Source organism: Sphingomonas zeicaulis, assembly GCF_050433225.1.
GTDB lineage: Bacteria > Pseudomonadota > Alphaproteobacteria > Sphingomonadales > Sphingomonadaceae > Sphingomonas_D > Sphingomonas_D zeicaulis.
The window spans coordinates 341,281-358,311 of sequence record NZ_JBNPXQ010000001.1 but is presented as its reverse complement, the minus strand read 5'-3'; the positions used below and the strand labels follow the sequence as shown (position 1 = coordinate 358,311).

At 65.7% G+C, this 17,031-nt stretch carries 14 protein-coding genes and 1 other annotated feature; of the genes, 8 read left to right on the top strand and 6 right to left on the bottom strand.

Features of this window, described 5'->3' with window-relative positions; all coding sequences use genetic code 11:
* Positions 1 to 113 precede the first annotated feature (113 nt).
* On the top strand, positions 114 to 689 hold the full coding sequence (locus FHS96_RS01825) for an Imm42 family immunity protein (protein ID WP_429587577.1): 576 nt from the start codon (positions 114 to 116) through the stop codon (positions 687 to 689).
* Between the two features lie 15 nt (positions 690 to 704).
* Here the strand turns inward: FHS96_RS01825 and FHS96_RS01820 are convergent, their stop codons facing one another.
* Together FHS96_RS01820 and FHS96_RS01815 are read right to left on the bottom strand one after the other, a co-directional pair.
* Positions 705 to 2,201: a SulP family inorganic anion transporter gene (locus tag FHS96_RS01820; RefSeq protein WP_429587576.1), complete on the bottom strand. Its 1,497-nt coding sequence runs from the start codon at positions 2,199 to 2,201 to the stop codon at positions 705 to 707.
* Between the two features lie 93 nt (positions 2,202 to 2,294).
* Positions 2,295 to 2,350, bottom strand: a sequence feature (sul1 is cis-regulatory element that is thought to sense ions involved in sulfur or methionine metabolism; They are found in Alphaproteobacteria).
* Entirely contained in the window at positions 2,337 to 2,645 is a 309-nt protein-coding gene (locus FHS96_RS01815) for a hypothetical protein (protein ID WP_429587574.1), read from the bottom strand. (Overlaps the previous feature by 14 nt.)
* Positions 2,646 to 2,845: 200 nt before the next feature.
* Between FHS96_RS01815 and FHS96_RS01810 the strand changes: the two genes are divergently transcribed.
* From FHS96_RS01810 to FHS96_RS01790, 5 genes are all read left to right on the top strand, one after another.
* On the top strand, positions 2,846 to 3,778 hold the full coding sequence (locus tag FHS96_RS01810) for an STM4015 family protein (RefSeq protein ID WP_429587572.1): 933 nt from the start codon (positions 2,846 to 2,848) through the stop codon (positions 3,776 to 3,778).
* A 157-nt stretch (positions 3,779 to 3,935) separates the two neighbouring features.
* On the top strand, positions 3,936 to 5,057 hold the full coding sequence (locus FHS96_RS01805) for an STM4014 family protein (RefSeq protein WP_429587571.1): 1,122 nt from the start codon (positions 3,936 to 3,938) through the stop codon (positions 5,055 to 5,057).
* On the top strand, positions 5,054 to 5,896 hold the full coding sequence (locus FHS96_RS01800; protein ID WP_429587569.1) for an STM4013/SEN3800 family hydrolase: 843 nt from the start codon (positions 5,054 to 5,056) through the stop codon (positions 5,894 to 5,896). Before FHS96_RS01805 ends, FHS96_RS01800 begins: the two co-directional genes overlap by 4 nt.
* A complete protein-coding gene (locus tag FHS96_RS01795) occupies positions 5,893 to 7,236 on the top strand; it encodes an STM4012 family radical SAM protein (protein WP_429587567.1) in 1,344 nt (447 codons plus the stop codon). Before FHS96_RS01800 ends, FHS96_RS01795 begins: the two co-directional genes overlap by 4 nt.
* On the top strand, positions 7,236 to 8,174 hold the full coding sequence (locus FHS96_RS01790) for an STM4011 family radical SAM protein (RefSeq protein WP_429587566.1): 939 nt from the start codon (positions 7,236 to 7,238) through the stop codon (positions 8,172 to 8,174). Before FHS96_RS01795 ends, FHS96_RS01790 begins: the two co-directional genes overlap by 1 nt.
* A gap of 31 nt (positions 8,175 to 8,205) precedes the next feature.
* On the opposite strand, the gene FHS96_RS01785 is transcribed toward FHS96_RS01790, so the two are convergent.
* On the bottom strand, positions 8,206 to 10,287 hold the full coding sequence (locus FHS96_RS01785) for a TonB-dependent siderophore receptor (RefSeq protein WP_429587565.1): 2,082 nt from the start codon (positions 10,285 to 10,287) through the stop codon (positions 8,206 to 8,208).
* 375 nt (positions 10,288 to 10,662) lie between these two features.
* Between FHS96_RS01785 and FHS96_RS01780 the strand changes: the two genes are divergently transcribed.
* Entirely contained in the window at positions 10,663 to 12,921 is a 2,259-nt protein-coding gene (locus FHS96_RS01780; protein ID WP_429587563.1) for a TonB-dependent receptor, read from the top strand.
* Positions 12,922 to 12,988: 67 nt separating this feature from the next.
* On the opposite strand, the gene FHS96_RS01775 is transcribed toward FHS96_RS01780, so the two are convergent.
* Complete coding sequence (locus FHS96_RS01775) at positions 12,989 to 14,401, bottom strand: calcium-binding protein (protein ID WP_429587562.1); 1,413 nt, start codon at positions 14,399 to 14,401, stop codon at positions 12,989 to 12,991.
* A gap of 216 nt (positions 14,402 to 14,617) precedes the next feature.
* Between FHS96_RS01775 and FHS96_RS01770 the strand changes: the two genes are divergently transcribed.
* Entirely contained in the window at positions 14,618 to 15,103 is a 486-nt protein-coding gene (locus FHS96_RS01770) for a hypothetical protein (protein ID WP_429587561.1), read from the top strand.
* A 117-nt stretch (positions 15,104 to 15,220) separates the two neighbouring features.
* On the opposite strand, the gene FHS96_RS01765 is transcribed toward FHS96_RS01770, so the two are convergent.
* A complete protein-coding gene (locus FHS96_RS01765; protein WP_429587560.1) occupies positions 15,221 to 15,685 on the bottom strand; it encodes a hypothetical protein in 465 nt (154 codons plus the stop codon).
* 145 nt (positions 15,686 to 15,830) lie between these two features.
* The gene (locus tag FHS96_RS01760) at positions 15,831 to 16,991 is read right to left on the bottom strand and encodes a Gfo/Idh/MocA family protein (RefSeq protein ID WP_429587559.1); all 1,161 of its coding nucleotides are present in this window, start codon (positions 16,989 to 16,991) and stop codon (positions 15,831 to 15,833) included.
* Positions 16,992 to 17,031: the final 40 nt, after the last annotated feature.

Below are 17,031 nucleotides of genomic sequence, written 5' to 3'. Positions count from 1 at the left end.
ATCAGCCCATCAAAATCCGTGACGAAGTTCAAGGCTGTTGCCGACGTGCCGATGATCATATCAAGGCATCGCGCGCAGCGTAGATCACCGAGAAAACGATGGGGATGCATCGGATGATCGTGGGAGATTGCAACCTCTTCGCCATCGAGAGCGAAATCAGCGCGGTGCCGGCGAGCAGCGCTCAAATGGCTTTGGGCTTTTTCATCATCCACCTCGGCGGGCGAAGCTTCGGTGTCAGGGCGCCGGATGCGTCGATGCTCGGTTGCTCGTTCAATGCCGTGAAAAACCGGCGGCAACGACGCGGCGCCCACCTTATGCCGATGTTGACCGATATCGCCGCCGCCGACATCGTGGATGCCTTTCTCGATGCGATCTATCGCGATACGCCACGAACCGACTATTTCGGGCAGACCCAGCGAACCTTTGTTGACGCTTTATACGCGAGTGGGTCGACCTGGGCTCCGGACGGCGACGAGGCGTTCGATGATGGCAGTCATATTCTCCAGTTCGATGTCGGCAACCGCGTTCGGATCATCGCCTTCGTCAACGCGGAAACGCCGCACGAACGGCACGAGTCCATTCGGGAGGCATGGATGGATGCGGACGCGTTTTACGCCACCCTGTCCGAGTGGTTGGCGTGGTCCGCGCGGGAGCGGGAGGCGATTGCGAGGGAAGCGCAGCGCATTTGAAATGCCCGCCGCCCCTCAGTGCGGCACCGCCCCCGTCTCCACCCCGGTCTTGTCGTGCAGCGCGAAGCGGTCGACGATGTCGGCGCTTGCGCGGTTATAGCCGATCACCTCGACCGCGCGGCCGTCGCGGCGCAAGCGGGCGACGATGCGGTCGAGCGCGGCGACGCCCGAAATGTCCCAGAAATGGGCGGCGGAAACATCGATGACCACCGTGCGCGCGCTGTCTTCCGCGTGGAAGGCGCGGGTGAAGCGGTCGACCGAGGCGAAGAAGATCTGGCCGGTCACGCGATAGCGCGCGGTGGCGCCGTCCGCATCCAGGCTGCGCTCCACCGCGAACATGCGCTGCACCTTGCCGGCGAAGAAGATGCCGGAGAGCAGCACGCCCGCCAGCACACCACGCGCCAGATCATGCGTCACCACGACCACCGCCACCGTCACCAGCATCACGATCGACGAGGTCGGCGGGTGGCGGCGGAGATTGGCGATCGAGTTCCAGCTGAAGGTGCCGATCGAGACCATGATCATCACCGCGACCAGCGCCGGCATCGGGATGCGCCCCACCCACGGCCCGAGCACCGCGAGCAGGAACAGCAGGAAAGCGCCCGCGACCAAAGTCGACAGCCGCCCGCGCCCGCCGGAGGTGACGTTGATCACCGACTGGCCGATCATCGCGCAGCCGCCCATGCCGCCGAACAAGGCGGAAACGATGTTGGCGCCGCCCTGCCCCATGCATTCGCGCTTCTTGTCGCTGTCCGTATCGGTCATGTCGTCGACGATCTGCGCGGTCAGCAGCGATTCGAGCAGGCCGACGGCCGCCATCGTCACCGCATAGGGGGCGATGATGCGCAATGTCTCCCAAGTCAGCGGCACCTGCGGCAGCGCGAGGCTGGGCAGCCCCTGCGGCAGCGCTCCCATATCCCCCACCGTGTTGACCGGCAGCGCGAAGCCGATGCCGACGGCGCTCAGCACGAGGATCGCGACCAGCGGGGACGGCACCGCCCTGGTCAGCCGCGGGAAGAGATAGATGATCGCAAGGCCGGCGGCGACCATCGCATAGGTCTGCCAGCCGACGCCGATCAGTTGCGGCAATTGCGCCATGAAGATCAGGATCGCCAGCGCATTGACGAAGCCGGTGATCACCGATCGCGAGACGAACTGCATCAGCAGGTCCAGCCGCAGCAGCCCCGCGACGATCTGGATCAGCCCCATCACGATCGTCGCGGCGAACAGATAGTCGACGCCATGTTCGCGCACCAGCGGCCCCACCAGCACCGCGACCGCGGCTGTGGCGGCGGAAATCATCCCCGGCCGCCCGCCCAGAAACGCGATCGTCACCGCGATCGCCACCGATGCATAGAGCCCGACGCGCGGATCGACGCCGGCGATGATCGAAAAGCCGATCGCCTCGGGAATGAGCGCGAGCGCGACGACCACGCCCGCCAGAACGTCACGCCTTATGCCCGCGGCGCCCGCGAACCATGTGTTCGCCTGTCGATTGAAACTGTTTGCCATGTCCACCACTTCGCCCACCCGGCAGACGCACGCGCGCCTGCATGATCAGATCGCTGTTTTCGGGTGAGCCTGCGACGCCGGTGCGGCGCCATGCGTTGTCCGGCGGATCGGCGGCCGGAAGAGCCACCCGGATTCTCACCGGGTCCTTGCGAATGGCGTGGGGATTAGCGGCGGATATGTGGTGCGGGCAAGGGGGCGGATGCCGGAGCCGGATGCCTGGCCTTCACCGTCGCCAAAGAGCCCCGACCGATCCGAGGACGAACCCCAGGAAAAGTGCCTGAGGAGGATCAGCGCGGACCAGAAAGCTTCGATCGGCAGCGCCACACCCTGATAGCGCCGCCATCCGAACGCAGCGAAATCACGCGCATGGTTGAACGCACCGATCGAGAAGCAGGCAATGTAGATCGCCAGCACCGCTCGCGTCAGTCCCTTGCCTCCGCGCATCGCTCCTCTCGTCCTTGGTGCCGCGCGGCCCCTATCGCATCGGCACGGCACCATTGGCCAGGTCGCCTCCATCTCATCCGACTATCGCGCATCGCCATCTCGCTCCATGCCCGATCCGGCGCATGTCATCGTACCGTCGTTGACAGCGCCCGCGCACACCGTCCACCTGCCGCCCGACAACATTGGTGGAGCGGAGATTCATGACGGTTCACAGCAACTTGACGCAATTTGCCGGCAAGCCGGTGGCGGATTTCAACGAGCCCGGCGACATCAAGGATTTCGCCGCCACCGCCCCCCGCCTGCGCTGCGTCTATGATGGCGAGCACAGCCTGACCGACCTGCTCGAACTGCTGATCAAGGAACCGGGCGTCGAGGCGACGCAGGCCCTGATCTTCGGGCTGTGGGCGGAAAATGGCGAGACCTATGAGGTCAACCCCGCGCGCACGATCGAGACCCTGATCGCCAATCGCGACAAGCTGCCGAACCTCTCCGCGCTCTTCTTCGGTGACATCATTTCCGAAGAGAATGAGATCTCGTGGATCGAGCAGGCCAGCTATGCCGGGATCTGGGCCGCATTCCCGCACCTTACCGAGTTCCGCGTGCGCGGCGGCAACAAGCTGTCGCTGGGCAAGATCGTCCATCCGACGCTGGAGATTCTTGGCATAGAGACCGGCGGCCTGCCCGCGACGGTGGTACGCGAGGCGCTGGCCGCCGAGGCGCCGATCCGCCATTTCGAGCTGTGGCTTGGCTCCGACGATTATGGCGCCGACACCTCGGTCGCGGATTTCGCCGACCTGCTGGAAGGCAAGCTGTTCCCGCAGCTCGAAACGCTCGGCCTACGCAACAGCGAATATAGCGACGCGCTGGCCGAAGCGCTGGCGACCGCGCCGATCCTCGACCGGATCAACACGCTCGACCTGTCGATGGGCACGCTGAGCGACGATGGCGCCCGTGCGCTGATCGGGTCGGGCAAGCTCGGCCGGCTGGAGAAGCTGGATATCTCGTTCCACTATGTCTCAGAGCCGGTGCTCGCGGAACTGCGCGCCGCGACGCCGAACCTGGTGGCGGACGAACCGCAGAAGCCCGACGATTGGGACGGGAAGCCGCACTTTTATATCGCGGTTTCGGAGTGACAATTTTCAACCCCTCCGCTTCAGGGAAGGGCATTCACATCTTTGGGCTGGAGCCGCGTAAAAAGCCCTCTCCCGCACTTCGCGGGAGAGGGCTTTTTACGCGCGCATCTCAACCAATTCCGCTTTCCGGAAAACGATTAGAATCATTGTCCATCGCGTGAACATCACCACCCTCGGCCCCGCCAGCGGCCCCCGCCATGATGCCTTCGCCACCGCCTGCCTCGCCCGCACCGGCGCCCTGCCGCGCACGCTTTCGTGGACGGACTTCCTCGCCCGCCCCGCCGCGCTGGCCGAGATGCTCGGGCCCGGCACCTATCTCCGCATCGACAGCCCCGACCAGGATCCCGCCGCCCTCGCCGCGCTCTATCGCGCCGGCGGAGCCCCGCAGGACGAGGCGGCGCTTGGCGATGGCGCGATCGGCGCGCCCTCGCACCTCGCCGCCGGCATCGCCGCCGGCATCGCTACCGCAGAGACCATCGCCGCGGCGCAGGGCGCGCTGATCTCCACCTCCGCCACGGACGCCACGCTGGCGTTCGACAAGACCGCGACGCTCGCCCGCCTGGCCGCCGCCGGCATCCCCACGCCGCCCGTCCTGCCCGACATCGCCGGTTTCGATGCGCTCGCCGCGGCGATGGCTGCGACCGGCACGCGTCGCGTCTTCGTCAAGCTGCGCCACGGCTCGGCAGCGGCGGGGATGGTCGCGCTCGCCCGTGCCGGGGAGCGCTGGCAGGCCGTCACCACCGCAACCCTCGACGCGCAGGACCGCCTCCATGCCACCCGTGCCGTCCGCCGTCTCACCGATCGCGTCGCCATCGCGGAACTGATCGACCGGCTCGCGCCGCTCGGGCTGCATGTCGAGGCGTGGTTGCCCAAGATCGGCATTGCCGGCCGCGTCGCCGACCTGCGGCTGGTGCTGGTGGAGGGTGGCGCGATCTATCCCGTGCTCCGGACCAGCCGGCATCCGATGACCAACCTCCACCTCGGCGGCGAGCGTGGGCCGGTGGCGCCGTTGATCGCGCGCATCGGCACGGCGGCATGGGAGGCCTTGCTCACTTCCGCGCGCGCCACCGCAGCAGCCTTCCCTGCCAGCCACGCGCTCGGCGTCGACATCGCGATGCTCGCCGACGGGCGCCGCCACGCTGTGCTGGAGGCCAATATTTTCGGCGATTTCGTGAAGGAACTCAGCATAGACGGCCTCTCCCCCCACGAGGCGCAGGTGGAGCGCATCCGCGCCCGGCTTGACGCGCATGTCGCCCGCCCGGCACGGCACGCGGCATGACGATGAGGATCGACGCCGCCGCCTGCCTCGGCACGCACGACCTGCTGCTGATGACGTTCGATACGCTGCGGTTCGACGTCGCCGCCGAGGCGCTTGCCGCCGGCGAGACGCCCAACCTCGCCGCGATCCTGCCCAGCGGCGGCTGGGAGAAGCGCCACTCGCCGGCCAGTTTCACCTTCGCCGCGCACCAGGCTTTCTTCGCCGGCTTCCTCCCCACCCCCGCCGTCCCGCGTGAGGCGGACCCGGCGGCGCATGACCGACTATTCGCGGCGCGCTTCCCCGGCAGCGAAACCACGGGCGGCGGCACCTTGGTGTTCGACACGCCGGATATCGTCTCAGGCTTCGCCGGCCATGGCTATCGCACGATCTGCATCGGCGGCACCGGCTTCTTCAACAAGCGCTCGGCGCTGGGATCGGTGCTGCCCGGCCTGTTCCACGAGAGTTGGTGGGATGAGGATCTGGGCGTCGCCTGCCGCGACTCCGCCGCGAACCAGATCGGCCGCGCGGTGGAGCGCGTCGTCGCGCAACCCGCGGACCAGCGCCTGTTCCTGTTCGTGAACATCGCCGCCTGCCACCCGCCGCACCATTTCTATCGCGGCGAGGGCCAGCAGGATTCCGCCGAGAGCCAGCGCGCCGCGCTCGCCGAAGTCGACCGGCAGCTACCGGCGCTGTTCGCCGCGCTTCAGGCGCGCGCGCCGGTGCTGACGATCCTCTGTTCGGATCATGGCACCACCTTCGGCGAGGATGGCTATCAGGGCCACCGCATCGGCCACCCCGCGGTGTGGGAGGTGCCCTATGCGCAGACCCTGCTGCCGCAACGAACGATGGTGCCCGCATGAGCAGCCTTGCCGCCCTCGCCCGCCCGGCGCCCGCCGATCTCGGCCCGCTCTACCAGGATTATGCCTATGGCTATCCGCACAAGAGCGCCTATCGCAGCTTCGACGCGCCGCCGCGGCTGCGCGACCTGTGGGCGGACGAGCGCAAGGACCGCATCTTCCTCTACCTCCACATCCCGTTCTGCGAGATGCGCTGCGGCTTCTGCAACCTGTTCACCGCCGCCAACCCCGATGATGCGCGCACGGAACAGTATCTCGCCGCGCTCGACCGCCAGATCGAGGCCGCGCGCGACGAACTGGGCGCGGTCAGCCCGGCGCAGATGGCGATCGGTGGCGGCACGCCGACCCTGCTCGGCGCGCGGGTACTGGGGCGATTGCTCGATCGGATCGGGACGCGGCTGAACGGCGATCCCGCGCGCGTTTCCGCCGGCATCGAGACCTCGCCCAAGACGGCGACGCCCGAAACGATCGCTTTGCTTTCGGAGCGCGGCTTCGATCGCATCTCCATCGGGGTGCAATCCTTTGTCGAGGCGGAGACGCGCGCGATGGGCCGGCCACAGGATCCGGCGGGCGTCGCGAAGGCACTCGACACGATCCGCGCGCACCGCTTCGGCCGGCTCAACATCGACCTGATCTATGGCGCCGCCAACCAGACGCCCGAAACGCTCACCCACTCGATCCGCCGCGCGCTGGCCTGGGCGCCCGAAGAGATGTTCCTCTACCCGCTCTATGTCCGCGCGCGCACCGGGCTGGACCGGCGCGTGTCGGTGGAGGACGAGCATCGCCGCACCCTCTATCGCACGGCGCGCGATCTGCTGCTGGCGGAAGGCTATGAGCAGGTTTCGATGCGCGCGTTCCGGCGGCCGGCAACTGGCGACGGCGTGGCGGCGGACAGCGAATTCTCCTGCCAGGAGGATGGCGTACTCGGGCTCGGCACCGGCGCGCGATCCTATACGCGGCACGCGCATTATAGTTCGCGCTATGCAGTGACGCGGCGCGGGGTGCTCGACATTCTCGACGATTTCGCGGCGAGCGACGATCGGGCGTTTCGCCACGCGCATCACGGCATCGCGATCACGCCGGACGAGGCGATGCGGCGCTTCGTGCTGAAGTCGCTGCTCCACCGTGACGGGCTGGACACGGCGCGCTTCGCCGCCCTGTTCGGCCAGGCGCCGCAACAGGCCTTCGCCGCTTTCGCGACGCTCGACGCGATGGGGCTGATCGACATGCAGGCCGGCACGATCCGGCTGACCGAAAGCGGCCTCGAACATTCGGACGCGATCCCACCGCTTTTCTATTCGGATGCGGTGCGTGCGCTGATGCGGGCGTCGAGCATCGATTGATGGACCCCGCGCTCACCATATTGTGGCGCGGCCCGCTTTCGAGCTGCAACTATGCCTGCAGCTATTGCCCCTTCGCCAAGCGCAAGGACAGCCGCGCGACCCTGGCGACCGACCGCGCGCAGCTCAAGCGTTTCACCGACTGGGCGCTCGCCCGCCTTTATCCGCTCGCCATCTTGTTCACGCCGTGGGGCGAGGCGCTGGTCCGCCGCCACTATCGCGACGCGATCACCCGCCTCAGCCATGCGCCGCATGTTCAGACGGTGGCGGTGCAGACCAATCTTTCGACCCCGATCGACTGGATCGCCGATTGCGACCGCCGCTCGGCGGCGTTTTGGACCACCTACCACCCGGGCGAAACCAACCGCCCCCGCTTCCTCGAACGCATTCACGCGATGGAGGCGATGGGCGTGCGCTACAGCGTCGGCGTGGTCGCGCTGCGCCAACATTTCGACGAAATCGAACGCCTCCGCGCCGACCTTCCCGCCAACGCCTATCTCTGGATCAATGCGGAAGAAGCGCTGCAAGGCTGCTACACCGAGGCCGAGGTGGAGCGGCTGGTGGCAGTCGACCCCCTGTTCGAACTCAACAACCGCGCCTGGCCCAGCCTTGGCCGCCCCTGCGCCGCGGGCGAAACCGCGATCTCGGTCCGCGGCGACGGCGAGGCCCGGCGGTGCCACTTCGTCGATACGCCGATCGGCAATATTTACGATGAGGCGTTCGAGCAGGCGCTACGCCCGCGGACGTGCCCGAAGCTGAGCTGCAACTGCCATATCGGGTACAGCCATTTGAAGGAATTGGCGCTGGCGGAGGTGTTTGGAGCGGGGATGGTGGAACGACGGGCGGCAGCGCCAGTGCGGGACAATGTGGCGCGCAGGATCGTGGTGCATCCCGCTTTGGGTGGACAAGCTCAGCCGGGCAAAACGGTCGTCGGCGTGTAAAGGCGGGCCGGAAACCGGCCCGCCGTCTCGATCAAAACCGCACCCCGACCGTCGCCCGAATATTCCGATCCGCGCCAATAAAGCAGTCCCCGCGCGCCAAACACGACGCGTAGAACTTCTCGCCCAGCAGGTTGTTCGCGTTGAGCGCGAAGTGCCAGTCGCCATATTCGATCGAGGCGACCGCATCGACCAAGGTGTAGGCGGGCGTGCGGATGGTCCAGGAGCCGACGGAGGTGCTGGAGCTGTTGTGTCGGACGCCCGCGCCAAGGCGCAGCGACAGGCCGTCATCCACCTTGAAGGTCTTGGTGCCCCAGGCGGAGGCGGTGTTGCGGGGCAGGTAGCTGAAGGCGGAGGCGTTGTCGTTCGCCTTCAGCTTGTTGTAGCCATAGTTCAGCAGGATGTCGAAATTGCCCGGCAGGTTGCGTGAGGCTTCGATCTCGAAGCCGCGCGTCGTCAGTTCGCCGGACTGGGTCTGATCGGTGGGGCTCGGCGTCGACGGATCGTCGATCGGGCGGTTGCTTTCCTTGATGTGGAAGCCCGTCACCGTCACCAGAGTCCAGGCGTCGGGCTGCCATTTCATCCCCGCCTCATATTGCGTGCCGCGCTGGGGCACGAAGGCGTTGCCCGAACTGTTCACGCCCGCGATGGGGAAGAAGGATTCGGTGTAGCTGAAGAAGGGCGAAAAGCCCGCGCCGATCTCCCCGATGACGCCCGCGCGGAAGGTGGTGGCGTGGTCCTTGCGGGTGTCGCTGCTGTCCGATCCGGTCCGCACCCAATCGCGTCGCGCGCCCAGCACCACCGAAACGCGATCCCAGAAGCGCAGCTGATCCTGCACATAGGCGCCGAGCTGCTTCTGCGTTTCGCGCGTGGCATATTGATCGAGCGTCGGGATGGTCAGCGCGTCATAATCGATGTCGTAGATATCGATGAACTCATAGCCGAAGCCGCCACGCTTGGTGACCTCGTTCCAGCTATAGTCGATGCCCGCCAGCAATGTGTGCTCGATCGCGGCGCCGGTGTTGAACCTGGCCTGCACATTGTTGTCGGTAGAGAACACGTTCATCCGCGCGATGCTGCCATCGCTGTACAGGCCGATCACGCGGCCGCCAGTACCCTCCACATAGGGGTTGGCCGGGTTGCTGTAGCTGTCCGGATAATGGGTGAAATAGGTCAGGTCGCTATCGATGTAGCGCGCCTTGAGGTTCAGCGTCACATCCGCCGCGAGCTGCTGGCGGACGATGCCGGTGCCCTGCAGCAGGCGACCATCATAGCGATCCCAGCCCGGCTTGCCGATGAAGCTATTGTTGGGCAGCCGTGGATTGGTGCCGTTGGGGTAGAGCGTGCCGACGATCGGCAGGAATTGCGACGTCGATCCGCCATCATCCTCCTGATAGAGGCCGATCAAGGTGATCTCGGTGGTGTCGCTCGCGCGCCAGGTAAGCGATGGCGCGATCATCACGCGATCGCCGGGCACATGATCCACCTGCGTGCCGGAATCGCGCACCCGCGCCACGATCCGCCCGGCGAGCCCGTCGACCAGCGGCCCGGTGACGTCGACCAAGGCCTCCTTGCGATCGAAGCTGCCATAGACGAGGTCGATGCTGCCGCGCGTCTCGAACTCCGGCGTCTTGGAGACCATGTTGAATATGCCGCCGATCGAGCCCTGCCCGAACAACACCGAGGCGGGGCCGCGCACCAGCTCGATCCGCGAGAAGTTGAACGGATCCGAACGGATGCTCGCATAATAGCTGAAGATGTCGCGCATGCCGTCACGGAACTGCAGCGGATCGACGCCGCGCACCGTGGCGCCGTCGACGCGCGAGTCGGGGCCGTAGGTGTTGGCGGTGACGCCCGCGACATAGTTCAGCGTATCCGACACGCTGACCGCGCCCTGCGCGGTGAACATCTCTTCCGTCACCACGGTGATCGGCTGCGGGGTTTCGATCAGCGGCGTATCCGTCTTTGTGCCGGCATAGGATTGCGTGACGAGGCCGGTGACGATGATGCGATCATCCTCCTCGTCCGCCGGTGCCGGCTCCTGCGCCCGCGCGACATTGCTCCACAGCATCGAAAGCGCCACGCCGGCAAGCGCCGCCCGTCTGAACCCCTGCATATTCCACCCCTTGTAACTGCGAGTCATTCCTGACAGCTCGGCGCACTAGCGCTATTGCGATGCTGTCGCAATGCAGAGGTATTCCAGAAGGGATTGGTGCACGGCAACGGCATCGTTACGCAAAGTGGAGCAGGGAGTAGAGAATCTGCCCGTACCGCATGCACCCGGCGCAACCGTTGCCGCTTATGGCGCCTCGCACGCTTTATTATGACCAGCCGATGACAGACGAGCGATAGCGTATCGCCAAGGGATGAGGAACGCGTCCCACGACGACGCATAGTCGCACGGGGCCTTGCCTGAAGATAAATCGGCAAGGGGGCTTACAATATGATCGGCAAATATCCTGATTTCGGGCTTAACCGGCGATTATTCTGCATGACCGGCGGCGCAATCATTGCAGTTTCTCTTTTTATATTATCTGAATCCGCCTCCGCTCAGGAAGAGCCTGAAGCTGCAGCCAAGGATTTACCCGGGGACATTGTCGTCACCGCGCTGCGCCGCACTTCGACCGTCCAGGATACGCCGCTTGCGATCACCGCGATTGGCGCGGAAACGCTCGCCAATACCGGCACTACCAACATCACCGACCTCCAGAAGATGACGCCGGGCCTGCGCATCCAGGACAATGGGCCGGGCATGCGCCGCCTCAGCCTGCGCGGCATCCTCGCCGCGGGAGAGCCTACCGTCGGCCTCTATTATGACGAGACGCCGATCGCCGGCAATGTCGGCACCGGCAGCGATGCGGGCGGCCGCACCCCCGATTTCTCGCTGTTCGATGTCGAGCGCGTCGAGGTGCTGCGCGGCCCGCAGGGCACGCTCTACGGCGCCAGCGCGATGAGCGGCGCGGTGCGCGTGCTGATGAAGAAGCCGGCCTTCGAGTTCGAGGGCGCCGCCGACGCGACTATCAGCGACACAAGCTATGGCGGGTTCAACTATGCGATCAACGGGATGGTCAACCTGCCCGTGGTCGACGATCTGCTCGCGGTACGCGCCGTCATCTACCGCCGCGACAATGAGGGCTATATCGACAATGTTCGCCTCGGCCTCGACAATATCAATGACTACAAGGCTACCGGCGGCCGCCTGCTGGCCCGTCTAACCCCGGCGGTGGGGCTGACGGTGGACGGTAGCGTGCTGATCGAGAACACCAACGCTGCCTCCTACACCTGGAACCCGGAGGTCGGCCGCTACAAGATGCAGAACTATATCTCGCTGCCCTATCGCGACCGCAGCCAGATCTACAACATGACTGCAAATTGGGATGTTGGCCCGGTGACGTTGACCGCGGTGACATCCTACCAGCACCGCAAGGTCACCTACACCTCGGGCGACGACACCTTCGTGGTGCTGACCCAGCGTACGCCCGCGGCCTGCGCGCGCATCTTCAATCGCGGCGCTGCGTGCGACGGCGCGACCGTCACCGATTTCTACGCCTATCTCGACGGCTTCATCCCCGCCGCCTTTCAGACGCCGGGCTGGACCAAGGACTGGACGCACGAATTCCGAGTCAGTTCGAACGGCGAGGGTTGGTTCAACTGGACCGCGGGCGGCTTCCTCGAGGATCGGAAGAACCGCGTCGACAGCCAGACGGTGCGCGGCGACCTCGTCACCGGCACGCCGGTGGACCCGCTGGAGGTGTTCTACCACCGTTTCGTCAACGATCATTACAAGCAGCAGGCGGGGTTCGGCGAAGTCTCGATCGAGCCGATCACAGCGCTGACGATCACCGCGGGCGCGCGCTATTATCATTATGATCGCGAGATCACCGGCGCCACCGACGTCGCCTGGGCGGTGCTCTCCGCCCCCTTGCGGCCACGCTATCTGGTGGAAAGCGAGGAAAGCGGCTGGTTGTTCAAGTTCAACGCCGAATATCAGGTCAGCCGAGACGTGATGGTCTATGGCTTGGCGGCGGAGGGTACCCGCCCCGGCGGCGCCAACCAGACAATCGGATTGCCCGACAATCTCGTTGCATATGAATCCGATACGCTTTGGAATTACGAACTTGGCCTCAAGACGAGTTGGCTAGGTCGGCGCCTGACGATCAACGGCGCGCTGTTCCAGATCGACTGGGACAATATGCAGGTGAGCGGCACCACGCCCAACGGCTTCTATTCCTACATCACGAATGTCGGCGCCTCGCGCGTGCGCGGCGGCGAACTGGAGATCAACGGCCGCCCCACCGACGCGCTGACCTTGTTCGGCACGCTTACTTACCTCGATGCCGAGCTGACGGCGGACCAGGTCAATGATTTCATCGTCGGGGCGGGCCGCAAGGGCGATCGCCTGTCGTTCATCCCGCACCTGCAGGCGAGCATCGGCGCGGAATATAAACGGCCGGTTTCGTCGACGCTCGACGTTTACGCGCGCGCCGATGCCAATTACCTCGGCAAATCTTACAGCGAGTTCCGTCCCACCAACCCCAACCGGGTGGAGATGAAGGATTATGCGCTCGCCAATCTCCGCGCCGGCGTGGAAGCATCGGACGGGCGCTGGGGCGCCTATCTGTTCGTCAACAACCTGTTCGACTCGATCGCCATCAACCGCGCGACACGATCGGCATTCATCAATTCCTACGCGGTGACGAGCGCGACACCGCGGACCATCGGGATGAATGTGCGGACAAAATTCCGATGACCACAAAAGACCAGGGTGCCACTTCTTTACCTCCCCGAGCAAAACTCGGGGAGGTAAAGCCGCGCTGCTAAATAAACAGGAAATCGCCTGCATTGAGGTCGGTCATCGTCACCCCCAGAAGGGTTATCGAATTGCTCGCGTCGAAGCGGATGATGGTATCCGCGCCCACCTGTGACGTGACCGCCATGATCTGTTCGAACGTGTCGAACGCCAGCCCCGGCCCGATGCGGATGAGGTCGCCCGAGGCGGCGCCAGCGCCAAAATCGGTGATCACATCGCGACCGCCATTGCCGCCGAACAGGAAGACGTCAGTATCGGCGCCGCCGGCCAGCCGGTCATTGCCCGCCTCGCCCGCCAGCCAGTCGATGCCGCCGCCGCCGACGAGGATGTCGTTGCCGCCGCCGCCGCGAAGATCGTCGTTCCCGTCATTGCCGTAGATCGCATTGATCCCACCATCGCCGCGCAGGATGTCCTTGAAGGCGGTACCCCTGATCGCCTCGATGCTGATCAATGTGTCGCCCGTGGCCTGCCCGCCCGATACGATGCCGAGCGCGAGGTTGACCGAGAGCCCCAGGTTGGATGCGCTGTAATCCGCGGTGTCGAACCCGTCGCCACCGTCGAGCACGTCACTGCCGAGCCCGCCGACCAACGTGTCGTTGCCCGCGCCGCCCTGCAGCACATCGCTGCCCGCGGCACCGTCGAGGATGTCGACGCCGCCACCGCCGATGATCGTGTTGGCGGTTGCGCTGCCGGTGCCGCGGAAGCTCGCATCGCCCAGCCGCACCAGCGTTTCGACATTGTCGCCCAAGGTCAGCGCATTGGCATAGGTTTCCACCCGATCATTGCCGCCGCCGGGCAACTCGATGAAGGTGTCGCCCAGCCCGGCGATATAGAGATCGTCGCCTGCGCCACCGACCAGCACGTCGCGGCCGTCGCCACCGTCGAGCACATCATTGCCGTCACCGCCCTCGAGTCGGTCATTGCCCGCGCCGCCATCGAGATAATCATCATCTGCGAGCCCCTGCAGCAGATCGGCACCGCTGCCGCCGATCAAGATGTCGAAGCTGGGGAAAATCCCATCGGGCGAGTCGCGACCGACCAGCGTCACCCCTGTGGTAAGATAGGCCGCGCTCTGCACCTGGAAATATTGCATCACGTCGTCACTGCTGTCGCCCGTGCTTTCCACTGCGTAGAAGCTGAGTAGATAGGTGCGCGCGCCGGCCGGGTTCGGATCGAGCCCGAGCGCAAGCGGCCCGGCGGTGGCATTGCCATCCATCTCCTGATAACGACCGCCCTGGAACAGGCGCTGCCCCGGCACAGTCTCCTCGACATAGGTGCCCGTCCAGTCCGACGAGTAGAGATACTCGCCGAACTCGCCGATCTCCGGATAATAGGCGCCGGCGACCACATAGCCAATCGTCAGGTCGAGTCGACCAGTTGCCCGGTCAACGACGACATCATAGCCGCTAATGAACCCCATCCTTCCCACTCCTCGCCATCATATTTTTCAGGGCTCCTGCGCCCAGCCTTTTCTTAGCGCAACTTGCTTGGACATGCTATTACGCAGAATAGAACGGCATCGCGAAATGATCTGAGGAAGATGCCACAGAACAGCGTCGAAGCATGATATCGCGCTGGCGCAGGCGGGTGGCGCATGTCACGCTCGGCCAGCGATGCACAAGCCGAGGGCGACCGAATGCCGAGTCTGACACCTGATCCGCATCGGCCGAGTCGGCAGCGCGGCCCCACCGCACCCGCGCTGCTCGCGGCTGGGCTCGCAATCATCGCCCTGCCCGCGGCGGCCCAGGCCCAGCCGGCGGACGGCAGCACCGCCGCGGCAATGATCGAGACCGCAAAGCAATTCTACCACGTCCGCCAGATGCCGCTCGACTGCGATGACGACGCCGACCCGATGATGCCCGACGCGATCATCGTCTGCGGCCGTGCCCGCCCCGGCCCACGCCTGACCACCTCAGCTCCACCTGCAGGGCCGGACCCGATGCGTATCACCTTGAGCGCGCCGCCGCCCGGTGGTGGCGTGGGCGCAGGAGTGACTATAAGGATGTGCTTCCTGCAGGCGTGCCCGAAGCCCGTTCACCTGATCGACCTCGCCGCGATCCCGGTGGCGGCACCGGGATCGGATGCGGACCGGATTGCGAAGGGTGAAACGCGGGATCGGTGAGGGCGAGAGACGATCGGACGGGCCTTTCGACATCGCCAAGACACCGCTCTGCCATGCGATCGGTTGTGGCTGAGACGGCTGCTTTGGTCGCGCACCGCGCCCGCCCGTCCTCCGCGCCTATTCTTCCCGCGCGCGATCACCCGGAGCAGGAAACAATATCGCAGGCTTGGCGCATTTGCGCTGAACCGCCTGCAGCGATGCCATCACCATGTCCGCGGACCGCGCCGCGCGGATCGTCGCGCGGCTGGATGCGTCCTGACCGTGGATCTCGATCTCGCCCGACGCTCCGGTCAATCGGATCGCGCTGCCTTCGCTCAGCAGCGCCCCGCCAACGACGATGCCGCCATCTGGCAGCGTCTCGGTCTGGAAGGTCAAAAGACAGTTCGCCACCTTCACTCTCCGGACGCGCTTCTCGCTGCGAGTGCCATCGCCCTTACGGTTGACCACGAACAGACCGTCGGATTGCGCCAGCCGATCGAGATCCTCCTCAATACTACCGACCATCTGGTCCGACGGCGCGGGGTCACCGACAGCAGGCTGCGGCGTGGCCAGAGCAACCGCCAGCCCAACAATCCAACTCATGCAAACCTCCGCCAGGATCTCCGCGACAAATATATCACCGCTTCCATCACAGCGTATGGTTGATCTTATTTGTGACTATATCGTGTCGCGACGTGGCCGAGGGCGCCCCCTCCTCCCCGAGCGAGGCCCGGGAGGAGATGGTGCGCTATACCACCGTCCACTTGTTCTCCGAGCCCGCGCTCGAAATCGTGCGCTCCACGAAGTGCATCGTGCGCAGCCCGTCCGCGACCCCGGGCGTCCAGTCTGCAGCGCCCAGCGCCGACTCCGCCGCGCCATCGCCCACGCGGATGCGGGTGGCGAAGGCACGGTAGAGGTTGGCGAAGGCTTCGATATAGCCTTCGGGGTGCCCCGAGGGGGTGCGCAGGCGGTGCGCGGTGGTCTCGGCGAGACCGGGGCCGGCAGCGCGGACCAGTTCGGCGGGGCGGTCGAGCCAGCGCAGCGCCAGCGTGTTGGGTTCCATCTGCGACCATTCGAGGCCGCCCTCTTCGCCATGCACGCGCAGCTTGAGGCCATTCTCGTCGCCCGCCGCAACCTGCGTCGCCTTCAGCACGCCGCGCGCACCACCGGCGAAGCGCAGCAGCATCGCGACATCATCGTCGAGTTGGCGACCTTCGACATGCGTGGTCAGATCCGCGCACAGCGATTCAACGCGCAGCCCCGATACATGCTCGGCGAGGTGGAAGGCGTGCGTGCCGATGTCGCCCAGGCAGCCGCCGAGGCCCGCGCGCGCCGGATCGGTGCGCCATTCGGCCTGGCGGTTGCCGTCACGGTCGATCGCGCGGCTCAGCCAGCCTTGCGAATATTCCACCTGCACCAGCCGGATCTTGCCGAAATCGCCGCGCGCCACCCGCGCCCGCGCCTCTTCGATCAGCGGATAGCCGCTATAGGTGAAGGCGAGCGCGAATTCGCGGCCCGATGCCGCCGCGGCCTCCGCGATCGCCTCAGCCTCCGCCAGGTTCAGCGCCATCGGCTTCTCACACATGACGTGGAAGCCGGCGCCGAGCGCTGCGACCGACATCGGCATGTGGAGATGGTTGGGCGTGACGATTGCGACCGCATCGATGCGCTCGTCGGCGGGCAGCGCCTGTTCCGCCGCCAGCATGCCTTCGAAGGATTGGTAGACGCGCGCCTCGTCCAGCCCCAGCGCCTCGCCCGAACGCGCATTGCGCGCCGCATCGCTGCTGAATGCGCCGGCAACCAGTTGCCAGTCCCCGTCCAGCGCCGCCGCCGCGCGATGGATCGCGCCGATGAACGCCCCTTCGCCACCGCCTGCCATGCCCAGCCGCAGCTTACGACCTTTCGCCATCTTCCATCCTTCCTTGTTCCAGTCGACAATCTTTTCGAGC